Annotated in this window: 14 protein-coding genes; 7 read left to right on the forward strand and 7 right to left on the reverse strand. The window is 31.0% G+C overall.

Annotation, left to right across the window (positions count from 1 at the left end; genetic code table 11):
- Positions 1-125 precede the first annotated feature (125 nt).
- Genes EM808_RS13715 through EM808_RS13725 form a run of 3 tightly spaced genes read right to left on the reverse strand, consistent with a single transcriptional unit; the run spans position 126 to position 2,988 of the window.
- Positions 126-935, reverse strand: coding sequence for an AAA family ATPase (locus EM808_RS13715; RefSeq protein ID WP_127738743.1), 810 nt, complete (start codon positions 933-935; stop codon positions 126-128).
- Complete coding sequence (locus EM808_RS13720; RefSeq protein ID WP_127738744.1) at positions 928-2,373, reverse strand: Mu transposase C-terminal domain-containing protein; 1,446 nt, start codon at positions 2,371-2,373, stop codon at positions 928-930. Before EM808_RS13720 ends, EM808_RS13715 begins: the two co-directional genes overlap by 8 nt.
- A 57-nt stretch (positions 2,374-2,430) precedes the next feature.
- Complete coding sequence (locus tag EM808_RS13725; RefSeq protein WP_127738745.1) at positions 2,431-2,988, reverse strand: recombinase family protein; 558 nt, start codon at positions 2,986-2,988, stop codon at positions 2,431-2,433.
- A 379-nt stretch (positions 2,989-3,367) separates the two neighbouring features.
- On the opposite strand from EM808_RS13725, the gene EM808_RS13730 reads away from it, so the two are divergent.
- Positions 3,368-3,895, forward strand: coding sequence for a GrpB family protein (locus EM808_RS13730; RefSeq protein WP_127738746.1), 528 nt, complete (start codon positions 3,368-3,370; stop codon positions 3,893-3,895).
- Positions 3,896-4,319: 424 nt separating this feature from the next.
- On the forward strand, positions 4,320-5,078 hold the full coding sequence (locus tag EM808_RS13735) for a DUF5626 family protein (protein ID WP_127738747.1): 759 nt from the start codon (positions 4,320-4,322) through the stop codon (positions 5,076-5,078).
- Positions 5,079-5,122: 44 nt separating this feature from the next.
- Here the strand turns inward: EM808_RS13735 and EM808_RS13740 are convergent, their stop codons facing one another.
- From EM808_RS13740 to EM808_RS13755, 4 genes are all read right to left on the reverse strand, one after another.
- Entirely contained in the window at positions 5,123-5,356 is a 234-nt protein-coding gene (locus EM808_RS13740; protein ID WP_127738748.1) for a hypothetical protein, read from the reverse strand.
- A 1-nt stretch (position 5,357) separates the two neighbouring features.
- On the reverse strand, positions 5,358-5,687 hold the full coding sequence (locus tag EM808_RS13745) for an ArsR/SmtB family transcription factor (protein WP_127738749.1): 330 nt from the start codon (positions 5,685-5,687) through the stop codon (positions 5,358-5,360).
- An 834-nt stretch (positions 5,688-6,521) separates the two neighbouring features.
- Complete coding sequence (locus tag EM808_RS13750; RefSeq protein WP_127738750.1) at positions 6,522-7,349, reverse strand: STAS domain-containing protein; 828 nt, start codon at positions 7,347-7,349, stop codon at positions 6,522-6,524.
- Between the two features lie 242 nt (positions 7,350-7,591).
- Positions 7,592-7,783, reverse strand: a complete 192-nt coding sequence (locus EM808_RS13755; protein ID WP_127738751.1) for a hypothetical protein — start codon at positions 7,781-7,783, stop codon at positions 7,592-7,594.
- A 328-nt stretch (positions 7,784-8,111) separates the two neighbouring features.
- On the opposite strand from EM808_RS13755, the gene EM808_RS13760 reads away from it, so the two are divergent.
- The 5 genes from EM808_RS13760 to EM808_RS13780 all read left to right on the forward strand — a co-directional run bounded on the left by EM808_RS13760 (position 8,112) and on the right by EM808_RS13780 (position 11,896).
- Positions 8,112-9,065 (forward strand): HEAT repeat domain-containing protein, encoded by a 954-nt coding sequence (locus EM808_RS13760; RefSeq protein WP_164849663.1) that lies wholly within the window; start codon positions 8,112-8,114, stop codon positions 9,063-9,065.
- A gap of 212 nt (positions 9,066-9,277) precedes the next feature.
- Positions 9,278-9,688 carry a hypothetical protein gene (locus EM808_RS13765; protein ID WP_127738753.1) on the forward strand — a complete coding sequence of 137 codons (411 nt, stop codon included), beginning with the start codon at positions 9,278-9,280 and terminating at the stop codon, positions 9,686-9,688.
- A gap of 418 nt (positions 9,689-10,106) precedes the next feature.
- On the forward strand, positions 10,107-10,613 hold the full coding sequence (locus EM808_RS13770; RefSeq protein WP_127738754.1) for an RNA polymerase sigma factor: 507 nt from the start codon (positions 10,107-10,109) through the stop codon (positions 10,611-10,613).
- On the forward strand, positions 10,597-11,523 hold the full coding sequence (locus EM808_RS13775; protein WP_127738755.1) for an anti sigma factor C-terminal domain-containing protein: 927 nt from the start codon (positions 10,597-10,599) through the stop codon (positions 11,521-11,523). The genes EM808_RS13770 and EM808_RS13775 overlap by 17 nt, the downstream gene beginning before the upstream one ends.
- A 43-nt stretch (positions 11,524-11,566) precedes the next feature.
- Entirely contained in the window at positions 11,567-11,896 is a 330-nt protein-coding gene (locus EM808_RS13780) for a GNAT family N-acetyltransferase (RefSeq protein WP_127738756.1), read from the forward strand.
- Positions 11,897-13,201: the final 1,305 nt, after the last annotated feature.

The raw sequence follows: 13,201 nt of genomic DNA on the forward strand, positions 1-13,201 counted from the left end.
GACACCGATTGGTCGACGTAGTAATATCAGGGTTGTAAATTTTGGTTTTATTTTTCACTTATTTTAATAGTTATTTTTCATTAAATACAAAAAGCTATCCATAATAAAGGATAGCTTTTTTACTATTATTTAATTCCAATAACTAAACTATCTCTTGCGGCTTCAACAACATCTGTAGTTATAGTAGTAAGTTTATTAATTTCAAGAATTCTCTCTATCTGTGTAAATAGTCTTTGTATAAGCCTAAAGTTCCCTCCTGTTATCTTTATGATGTTGCTTATGGCTTCATAATCAGAAAAATCTTCAAGTTTTATAGAAAGTCCAAGCTCTTCCCATTTATACTCAAGTATATGATGAGCTTCATCTTTACTTAGTTTGTCAAACTCATGAGCAAAACCAATTCTAGAGTATAGTTGAGGATAACGAGCTAATCGTTTTTCAATTCCTGGCATTCCAATTAATATCATTGCTACGTTGTTTTGATCATAAATATCCCTAAGTTGTTCTAAACTTTGCAGTTTTAATCGGTCAATTTCATCGACAATGATTAAATCTATATCTTTATAGGAATCTGAATAATATTCTTCTTCGCCCGTAGTATGTAGTTTATACATCGCCTTTGACATATTTATTCTAAATCCTAAAGTATTGATATTGTCAGTCATTTTAGTAGATCGGACTGCTGGAGCTGTATAAAAAATTGTGTTGGCCTCAAGAATTGCTCCATCCGTTTTTAAAGGAATTTCATCTGCTTTTTTATAAGCTATTTGCTTCTCTATATTATCCCAATTTGTATAATACCTTGAAGATAAGGTTTTTCCGACACCTGGAACCCCATAACAAATACCTATATATTTATATTTGATACAAGCATCGCAAAATTCTGTAAAACGTTTATATTCTTTTGTTTCAATAAATTTTTGCTCCTTATTCATTTAGATACCTCTTTAGTTTTGACTTCTTTTTATCAGGTCTATCTGGACGAATTGTATATTCTTCTTGTTTGGAATCTCTAACTTCTTCTATAACAGATTTTCTAGGTTCTAGTTGTTTCTTTAAAGTTTTTCTTACTTTATTTCGGGCAGAAACAATTTCTTTAAGATCTACGGTATAATCAGAGATTTCAGGAGAAATGGCAGTACATATGTATTTATCCTGATAAAATACTCTAATTTCTGCAATATCTCTTGGATTGTAACGAATAATCACAGTTTCACCAACGTACGCAGCTAAATTAGTATCTATATATCTCATGCCTTGAAAATGGATACCATCAGAATGCACTTTTCTTGGTTTTGCTACGTTTAATAATAATAAATCCAAAGTTTCTAAGCTTTCTGGCATATTAGGTAGAAATCCTGAACTATTCCAAGAATGTATTGGTTCCTTTTTTGTTGTGCCATGAATCCTATGGTGATACTTATATATAAGGAATGTTGAAAATTTTTCATCAAGTTCTTTAATTGTGAGAAGGGACTGGGTGGTTTGATTACCTAAATAACCAGGTAAATCTTGCAAAAACAATTGATTTACCGTTAGAAAAAACCTTTCAATTTTCCCTCGTCCTCTAGGAACACCTACAGTCGAAAAGACTAAGTTAATTTTCAAATCAATTGCTACCTGTTCTAAATGTTTAGAGGTAAAATCACTTCCGTGATCTGTGTAGAATTTTTCTGGGATGCCACATATTGGCCAATCACGATTTCCTTTCTTCCATATTGCTTGGTGTAAAACTAATGATGTGTTTATTGCAGTGGGGGATTCAAAGGATAAATAGTACCCAGCAATTGCTCGACTATAATCATCTAAGATAATTGTTAACCAAGGCCTTTCTGGTTTTCCTTTTTCATTTAACACGATAATATCTAGTAGAGTGTGATCAGCTTGCCAAATTTCATTGGGGTAGTTTGCTTCACGTCGATATATCAAATCATATTTGTTTTTATATTCTTTATTCCCTTCATAGGCTAACTTCTTAAGACTGGGTGAAAGAGATTTCGAAATGGAATAGACTTGATAATAACTAGGTTGTTTCCAATTTTTCTTTTTACATACTTCACATATTTTTCTATGGATAGAAGAGACCGAATTCCTTCTATGATTGAATATAAGGTTCTTTATCTCTTCCAATACATTATTCTCAACTTTAAAATCTCCTGAATCAGTACGACCTTTACGAATCAGACCCCTTAGTCCAAAATGGTTATACTTGTTAATCCAATTATGAAGTGTTCGTTTGGTAATGCCAGTTTCTTCAGCAATAGCTTTCAGTGGTTTTTCTTGATTAAGATAAGGAGCAATCAACCAATATTTATCCATAGCCTTTTGTCTTTGTTCTTCTGAAAATGATGTTAGTGGGGGAAGTTCACTCATATAAACAACTCCTTCAGAAATGGAAGCAACTAATTACTAGTTGATCTATTCCTATTTTTAATCATTATTGGTTTTATTCATTTTGCGGTAAAGAGTCATTCTGGATACTCCAGCTTTATCTGCTGCCTCAGAAAGTGTTATACCTTGCTCCATTAAATAAAAAGCAAAATTTATTTTTTCATTATCAATAGGCGGCCTCCCTGGTACTTTCCCTCGTTTTCTTGCAGCCAGAATTCCTTCTTTTGTTCGCTCAGAAGTTAAGTCACGCTCAAACTGTGAAATACCTGCGAAAACAGTAAAGAGCATTTTTCCATGGGCTGTTGTAGTATCAAGCCAGGATTCTTTCAAACTTTTTAAATTTGCACCCTTCTTTGCAATTAGTTCAGCAATCTCTATTAAGTCTTTAGTAGAACGAGATAGCCTAGTAAGATCTGTAACTACAACTGTATCCCCAGAACGTAAATATTCTAACAATTGATTTAATTCTGGCCGATTTCGTTTCGCACCTGTTACTTTTTCGAAAAAAATTCTCTCGCATCCAAATTCTACTAATTGTTGTTCCTGACGATCTAAATTCTGATCCATAGTGGAAACTCTCATATAACCAAATTTCATGAAATTCACTTCCTTTTCAGATTAATTGTATCAAAAAAGGTATAAAAATAGTATTGTTACATATTAATTTTGTTACATATTTTTGTTACAACTAGAATGCTATTTTAACTTTAAATTATTTATAAAACTGTTCTTGTAACAAAAATGACCGTTTTTGTTACAAAAAGATGTTTTTTTATAAGGGAAAATATAAATTAGGAAAGACCCTATAAAATGGAAATAGCTCTATATTCTTTTGGTGTGGAAATTTATGTAAGGATAAGTTAAAAGAAATTAGCTTGTTCCTTACTTATGGAATTAGAGTGGAAGTTTAATGGAAGAAGGATTTTAAGTAACAGTGCCGAATCATTTAAGTTACCCTTAGAATGAGGTGGTTAAAATGAAACTAGGACTAAAACGTGATGAGTTAAGATTAGAAACACATACCGTAGAATGGGAAAAAGAGTTTCATAGGGTGAAACAGGATATTCTAAATTCAACCCCTATTCAGGAAAAACAAATTGAACATATAGGAAGCACAGCTATTAAGGATATGGTTGCAAAACCAATATTGGATTTAGTTGTGGGTGTAGATGATATTGAAAATGTTGAAAAAACTATTTTTCAAGGACTAAAGAAAGCTGGATTTTTAAAACTTCAAGTACAACGTCCAAACGAAATCGTACTTGCAAAGTTTACTGATGAATCCTACGAAGAAAAGACCCACTTTATTCATTTAGTTGAATATAATAAAGACCTCTGGAAAAATTTAATCTTCTTTAGGGATTACTTAAATGCCAACCAAACAGCACGTGAACAATACAAAAGGATAAAAATTGAGTTTGTAAAAGAAAAAGATGGTGGAATTGATGAATACACCGACTATAAGGAACAATTCGTAAGTGAAATATACGGAAAAAGAAAATAGTTGTGAAATATCGAGGGCTTTGATCTAATAAGGATTAATACCGCATTTCCGGCATTCTCTAATAAAAGTTGAAGATTTTTAATAAGAATACTAGATAAGGATAACCTTCATATTTGGAGGTTATTTTTAAAAATAAGCGTACAATCGTTAATAGATTGGTAGTTTATATCAAAAAAGGAGAGTATACCTAAAATGGTATTACTCTTCTTTTGTCTTTCTAGTTATTGGCACTTTTTTATTCAGTTTTAGTAATTATTTAACGTTAATTTAATAAAATTCTATCAATCGATAATGTTTTTCTTTACCTTTTTTTAAAAAAAATAACATTTTTATACAAAATTAGTAGATTTATAACTTGTATGGGTATATAATCAAATTGTTATTTGGGAAAATTTAAAAAATTACAAAAAAGGTGGGTATCATTTTGAAGAAATTCATTACAGGTTTAACTATTCCAGTTTTAGCGCTTTCTCTTGGGTTGGGAGCTACCACAAGTTTTGCTAGTGAGTTAGATAGCCCAACCTCAAATAATGTAGTGGAACAATCTCAGCAAATAACTGCTGAAGATATAGCATCCCTAAAAGAATTTTTAACTAGTTATAATGTAGATGAGACAACTCAAGACCAATTGATTACAAAATTAAAGAATGGAGAAGTATGGGATTCTATTAAACAAGGTCAAGAACCAGTTAATACTGTTGAAAAAACAACAGAAGAAAATGGAGTTGAAACAATATCCACTTTTAAAGATGGTTCTATTGCAGTAACAACATTAGAACCAACTATTGTAGAATTTACAGAAAAGGCTCCAACTACTGGTGGTTTTTCAACATTTGCAGTTAGTCCAGGAACTGTTACAAGTGGAAGTGGTTATAAAAATTTCAAAAAAGCTAAAGCATATGTATATACTGGAATAGCTAATGCACATTTTTATGCTGATTTCACCATTGTGCAAGGTGGTAATGACTATATTTCACGAGTATATGACTATAAAATTGTAGGAATAGGCGGTACAGCTTCTTACGACAACCTTAAGATTACAAGAAAAACAGAAAATCTAAACGGAAAAGCATCTGCTAAACTTGATTTCACATGGGTTGCCTTTAACGGCGCAACAAGCAGCACTTGTTGGATTAAACTTTTTGTTGGAAAAGATTCATATAGTACTGACTATAGTTACTAATAAATAAAAAAAAATCTCTTTATTTTTAAAGAGATTTTTTTAATTCATTCAATGTCTTTTAACATTTTTTCAATATTATCTATTTTTTGATGAATTTCGTCTAATTGTTTCTGGTTACTTTCAATGTGTTGCTTTTCTAACCTTAATCTTTCATCAGCTCTTTTTTCATATTTTTTAACAGTTTTTACAATGAAAAAAAGAACAATTAGAATTAAAATAATTGGAAGAAAAATTTGCATTAATGAAAATAGACCTAAATAAGTAGTTACATTCGTCAAGTTAAAAATCTCCTTTTAAATTATCTTTCAATTCTTGTTGAAATAGTTTATAAATTACATTTTTATCTAACTGAATTTGAAAAGAACTTAATTCATAAAACTTTAACGCCTTACCTGATGTTGAAATTTCTAAATTACTTTTAACTAAATTAACCTCCTCTAATTTTTGCAAATGTAAGTAAAGTAAAGGCCTGCTAATTTCTAAATTACGAGCTAGTTCACTCACATATTGTCTTCCTGTTGCTAAAATTGCAATAATTTTTAATCTGTGTGGATTGGCCATGGCTTCAAGAGACTTCAATAATATTTCTTTAGAATATTCTTCTTTCATATGTAAGTATTTTATTACACGTGTAACACATGTGTCAATATTTTTAGAAAAATTAATTAAATTTCAAATATCCTAAAAATATATAAAAGGTGATCATCGAGGTTTAGTTAAAGAGTTTTGTCCGTTGAGACTTACTTTTTGAATATCAAGAAAAGAAAACAAAAAACTCTTATGGGAGAAACAGGGCAGGATAGTTTAAGTTCATTATTTCACAAAGTTATCCATGATTGATAGTTAAAAGAACCATATAAGATAACTCGTTCTTTTACTCCTTCTCTGGATACTTACATTTAAAATTCCTATAGAATTTCCAGAGATTGAGTAGGTTAGGTTCATTAATTCCTATAAGGGGCCAATAAAAAAACCGTCAAAGACGGCATTATTTTATTCGAATAATTATATCCTCATATTTAATAAGGATTATCGCTTTAGTTCTTGGATTTTGGACTTCTAACAAGCCGTTTTCATAGTCAAAAAAAACAAAGTGGATTCTGCTCCTATATATAACTTTCTGACCGAATACAATATGGCATCATCCTAAATGGTATTCAAAAAAATAATATTTGATTTATACAGAAAGTGAAGTATGGCTGTATGTAATATTATTTTGGAGTAATTCAAGGATAACATAATCCCGATTATTAAGATATGAATATTAAGTAGGAATAAGCTTACTGATTAGGCCAGTATGTATGATAAATTTAAGCATCTTTAAATAAAAAAGTCGGAATCATTTCATGTATGAAATTACACCAGACTTAGATTAGTTTATGGGAGACTAATTTTAACTTCATTAATTCTTTTATACTAAACCTTAACTCTATATACCAAATATTATGGATTGATATTGATATACTTTATTGCTTTATGCAAACTTGAAAATGTAGTTAGATCCTGCGTTTTAATCCCTAATTGCATCATCGTTTGGGCGATTTCTGGACGTATTCCCGAAAGTATTGTTTTTACACCTACTAAATTTAATGCATCTATTACTCTAAATAGATGATTTGCTACCATTGTATCAATTATAGGAACCCCTGATAAATCAATAAAAACATGAGATAACCCTAACTTAGAAACAGATTCTAAAGCCTTCTCCATAAGTTCCTGAGCCCTTTGGGTATCAATATCTCCTATTAATGGTAGAACTCCTATATTTTCTGTAATTTGAATGACCGGTATAGATAACTCCATTGCTGTTATTTCAGCTGCCTTTATTCGTGAAAGATAACTTTCAGAATAGGATAAACTTAGTAAATGTACAGCTCGATCAACAACCGAATCAAAATTAGAAATTAATTTGTAGAACTCAGAAAGAGACATATGATTTTGGATAGCTTCATTTTTTATAATTTCTCCAATTTCATTACGATAGAATCTAACTTCCTCTACACCTACATCTAGTGGTAAATTTAATTTTATTAACAATTTTACGCCTTCATTACCCCAATGTGTTAAATGTTGATAGGTCATTTCTAAATCATCTGAGATAGATTTTGCAAAAATATCAATTAGGTTTTCTCTCCACTTTTTGAGTTCCTTATCAACTTCCATTGAATAATGATTCAAATCTGTGGTGTATCGTTGTACTGCTAAACTGGATTTTTTGTCTATTATTTCTGTAGTTATTTTTTGTACAACAATATTTGTTGAAATACTCATTAGAAAACCACCTTTACTAGTTCATATATAATAATTATATCTCAAAAACCTTATAATCAGAATTCCAACGAATAATTATAGATAGCCTCATCCCGTTCAAACTCTCAACTTCCTAATGAGAGATTTAAAAACTACCATTAACGGGACAGTTTAGTGAAAGAAGGATTTTGCAAAAGTAATAAATTGGAAAAACCCTTAACTAAAGGTTAAATTAGGTAGTTAAGGGTTTTTTGTTTTAATTACTAATTACTCTTCTTGGTGGCTATGTCCGTCACTTTTCCTGATTTTCTCAATATATTAAGTTCATTTATCTTTGCGATTTTTTCTATCTCTTTTAAGAGTGAAGATCTTAGCCATAGAGTGTTTAAAATGGATACTATTGCACCAATAACGGTAATCAATATAATTTCTGTTAGCCTTTGTCTTCTAAACATAGATGGTTAACTCCTAGGTTTTTTAATTATGCTTTGTTAAATAGAATGAATATATACGTAACAATTGTAATTTGATGATTTTAAGATTATAAAAGGGCAGCATGCCTGCAAATGATAACTAGCTTATGGAAGAAACGTGGCAGTTTAGTTGAATAAGCTTGGATAAAAATCAATTATTTCAAGATGAAAGAATCTTAGTTAATTAAATCAAATTAAGGCTTAGTGCTTTTTTTATTTAATTCTCTTTAAGTTTTAGAACTACAGGGAGTTTATTGCAAGTTCATTATATAATAGAACTAAAAACTAACTGTGAGCAGGTGTTTTGATGGTGAACGAGATAGAACTGCTGAATATAATTAATGATATGAATGGAGCTAACACTATTTATAATGAAATGGATGGAACTTATTCTAGTAAAGGATCTCCATCTTGGAATGCATACCAAAAAGCAAGGTCGTTGACAGATACTTCTTATATATCCTTTCTAAGTGACCTGCTAGAAAAAAGTAAAAAAGAATCCATTAAAAGGAATATCTATTTTATGCTAGGGAAAATTGGAGAGAATACAGGTGATAAGCGAGTTGTCGAGATTCTTTTACAAAGGATTGGATTAGAAACAAATAAATATACACTCGATACGATACTAGAAAGAATAGAAGAACAAGAAGTTATACCAGACTGTTATCCAATCATTAAATGTGTATCTGATGTAAGAGGGTCAGTCAGACATTCGGCTATTAACGCATTGGGAAGATGTAAAAATTCAGACGCAGAAGATGCATTAATAAAAGTCATAAGGAATTCAAAAGATGAGTATGACCTTTGTTATGCCATTGGTTCTCTAAGTATGATGGGTGCTACTAAAGCTATTCCAGACATTCTTCCTTTATTTAAAAATGAAAAAGGGGAAGTAAGACGTGCTGCTCTTTGTGCTATTGATAAATTGGGTGGTTCCGCATTCCTTCCCCTTTACATAGAGGCCTTAGGCGATCGTTCATTTTCTGTAAAATATTATGCTCTATTAGCTATTAAAGATCATGGGGATGAAACAGCTATCGATGTTGTATATAAACGAGTAAGAACGATTTTAAGTAAAAAGCGGAAGATTAATAGTGACGAGTTAGTAGCAGCCTTTGAATTTCTGAATCAGTTCAAAAATCAGGATGAGAAAATCGAAAAACTATTGGAATGGATAGTATCAAAAAAGTGGGATTTCCTTTCAGATAGAGAAAAAGAAGGATTCAACAGTTGTTTTTCAACTAATGATCTATCTTATAGGTGAAAGAATTTCCTATCAAAGGTGTTAGAAAAATTATATTGGATTTGGATTTTTTGATTGCAATTTAACTTCCATAATTAAACTACCCGTGGCTTTCCTTAGCTAACTAGGAAGGTCCTTTTCATATGTAACAATGAGGGCAGTTTTGATCAAGAAGGTTTTTTTAATGATCGAACGAATATTTAAGTTATTACCTTTGAAAGAAGTGATTTTATATGAAATTTCAAGAAACGGATTTCACTGAAGAACTAAGAGGTCAGATTAAAAATACTGAATGTACATTAAAAGACTATATCGATAGTGTGTTAAGTGAATATAAATCTGTTTTTGCCTCGAAATCTTTAGAGTTTGACGCTGGATTCGATAAAGAGGGCAACGACCCCTTTATACCTGGATACAGGTCCACAATTTCAATAGGAATTGCTGAAAAAAATGAGGAACTAATAGGTTTACATACCATTAGAATTTGGGAATGCGAACGTTTTTTTTGGGGAATGCCAGTTTCAAAAAAAATTCCTGGTAGCAAGGTTATTGGTGAACTGCTTGACGAGTCTTTTGAAGAGATTAAGGAAGAATTGAATGAATATATTAATGAATTTTTTGCTGATGGAATAGGTTCTCCTTAAGGAATTTTAGGTGTTGTTCCAGCTTATTTACGGATTTTGCACAATTTACAACCCATTTTAAACAATTAAAATGATTCATGAGTAATAAATAAAGAGAATTCTTTTTGAGTCACAACCTCAATATTAATCCAGGAAGGATTAATACTTTTTACTTGCTCTGGTGCTAACAGGGCAGTTTAGCGAAATAAGATAGTATATAAAATGAGAGCTACAGAACAAGAATTATACTATAATGTTAAGTAGTAAGTTAACAAACATTGTGAAGAACAAACTGAGAATTATAAACTTAAAACTAATATATAGGAAAAACGATTCTTTTACATTGAAGAATCGTTTTTTAGTGTGTAAAAAAAATTTAAAAAAACTTGTATACATTTCTGCTCTTTCTACGTTATATAGGACGAAAGGAGGAAAGTAGTTGAAGAGTCGGTTTACTAATGACCAAATGCTAAAAGTAATGAATGATATATATTTTTATTTGAAAAAACAAGGTGCTGATTCAGAAACAGCAAAAGATATTGTACAAGATGCAATTTATAAATCAATGATACATATTGAATCAATAGCTACTGATAAATATAGAGCTTTTGTTTTTAAAGTAGCAATAAATTTATATCTTGATTACTGCCGTAAAAGTAAAAAGTTTACATATCAAGCGTTGGATGAAAACCTAGTATCAAGTACTAAGTTAACAGAGGATTTATTAATTTCAAAAGACGACAAAAATCAAATAAGAGAGATATTAGAAGAGCTACCAATTAAATTTAAACAGTTGTTACTTCTAAAATATGATATGCAATGGTCGTATCAACAAATAGCAGAATATCTGGGAATGAAGCCAGATGGTGTTAAAACAAATTTAGCCCGTGCAAGAGCGAAATTTAAAGAGCTTTATAGGAGGAAAGAGAATGAAAAAACCAAATGACGAAGAATTGAATAATATATTTGATGATATATCACTTGATAGAACTATAAAGAAAGCGAAACGGAATACTCTTCTCAGGTCAATTATTGTATCAGCTATCATGTTTATTTTAATTTCAGTTTGTGTTGTTAAAGCTAATTCGTTTTGGATAAACAAAATTGGGGATGAAACAGCAGCTCAATTAATTAAGGAAGATGCAATTATGAAAGCGCCTAATACCATTGTGAGAACAGAAACGGTTGAAACTGGATTTATGAAGGGAACTGTTAAGCGAGAAGTTTTTAAAGTTGTAGAAGATAAAATAATCCCATGGGAGACACAAGAAGCACATTTTGGGTTAAAGGGTTTTGAAACAATGACATCTTCATCCTACAGCACAATTATTAATGATACTACTAAAATTAATATACCTAGTGGAGAAAAGTCCATGGGGTTCTACGTACCTCAGTTTACTTATAAGTCTTATTCAGATGACTTGTCAAAACTTAAGGAATATCCTAATGATAAATATATTGAATTAGGGATTTCATTTGATAAAAGCTATACGATGAATGAAGTTAAAAATATGTTACCTGATGAGATTAACCCTACATGGTATTGGGTTAATGATTATTCAAATGAAGCTGACGAACGAGATTATCCAGAGGGCGATAAATTTATGTATGGAATTTATGAACCATCTTCAGAGGTAGGTAAATCAATGAGTTCATCAAAAATAAATAGCGAGGCAGATTTCCTAAACCGTTTAAAGAAGATTAATAAAGCCGATTATGATCTATTAAAATTACAACAAAAAGATGGATTGATTATTGGAGTTGTTGTAACTGGAACAAAGGAAGCTTTACTTAAATTAGAGAATCAATCTTATGTGAAGGCAACTAGCATTGGGGCAGTTGTTGATAAATACTAATTAATGTGTTTAATCCAATAATAGTTGTGGGAGTAATGTAATTATGAAAATAATGACATGTAATGAAAGAGCAATTGATTTCGAAGATGTTATTAAACTATATAAGAATTCGGGTTTGTTGGAAGAGAACGTGTTTCAAGATAAAGAGGATAAATTAAATAAAGTACTGACCGTCGGTGCTTGGCAGGATGAATCTTTGATTGGCTTAGCAAGAGGAGTATCAGATGGGAACTTCAGAGCATATATAGAAGATATGGTTATTGATAGTTTGTATTTCAAGGAAGGAGTAGGAATTAAATTAGTTTCTAAATTATTAAAAGAACTTTCATGTAACGATTTTATAATACAAAGGAGATTTTTTACTTTTCTATAAAAAAAGATATTCATGGTACTAATAAATGAGAGTATGACTAAAGATGTGAAAAACAGGTCATTAATGCAATAGGAATTAATGACCTTGTTTCTATGTTTCTTTTGTGAGTAAATAGACAATCTAACAGTCCTTAGAAAAAACGACTTTGTGAAGAGTTACACTTAAATAATATGGGGCTTTTTCTTAAATATAAGGGTAGCCCTTTGTTATGTCACAATCGGGGCAGTATAGTGAAATAGTAGAAATTTATAGGAACTAAACTGTAAGTAATACGTATATGTAAAATAATGTGATTTTTTTTCGGAGGTCATAGTTGCCTTTTTTTATCTAATGTAGGAAATTATAGTAAAGGAGTTGATAATATTTATGGAACTTTTAATTAAAGGTCTTTATGGCATTGGGGAAGCTATTGCAGTTTTTGCTATGTCAGCTTGGAATAAGATCTACAAAGTTGAAAATAATTAATTTATCATATGAAATAGCTAATAAACAAAACACTCTCTAGATGGAGAGTGTTTTGTTTATAAATAAATGAATAGCTCTATTCTTGTGTCACAAACGAGGCAGATTAGTGGTGCGAAATGTTCCTAGTTAAATGGAGGATGGTTACATTACTCCGGTAAAGGTTAGGCAGTTCCTTTCGGAACTGAAGGGTTATATCGAAGAATCAAATGATGAGGTAACGCTCGGAAGGGTTCTCTCTTAGTCGAATAGCACTTGATTTAGTAAGAATGATAGTGTTATAAGCTCGGTGAAAAGGCGTGAGAAATTACCGTATCAGTTCGGCTGACGAAAGCCTACTCGATGGAGTGGTGTAATTCATGGTGCTTGAGTTGAATGAATATGGTGAGAATGCGAATAAACCTAAAATAAATGGTTAAGCTGACAAACTTCTGAATGTACGGGTCTATACCTGCTATACATAGAAATGTGTATATCACCAAATTGTGAGGTTAGCTGTGGGTGAGTAAGACTCGCTAATATGAAAATCCATGATACGTTACAGGCGTATGAACGCTAACAGGCTTACAGGAAGCACCTAAGTTCATTCTATAATAGATATAATTCAACGTTGTAAGCTGATAACGTGGAGGACTTACTTCTATTGAAACGTTGATAAGGAAAACAATAATGAAACTAGTTACTGTATAACTTATCTTCATATCAGTGAAAGTGGTGGCACAGTACCTATGAAGTGTCTAATTCACACGGAGGGATAGCCACTAGACTAATAAAGATTTATTCAACCAAGTAAGGCAGTTCTTTATCGATTAATAAGGTTCTCGTGAGACTAAAAGAGGTTTA

Origin of the sequence: Niallia taxi (assembly GCF_004005475.1) — a bacterium.
Taxonomy (GTDB): Bacteria; Bacillota; Bacilli; order Bacillales; family Cytobacillaceae; genus Niallia; species Niallia taxi.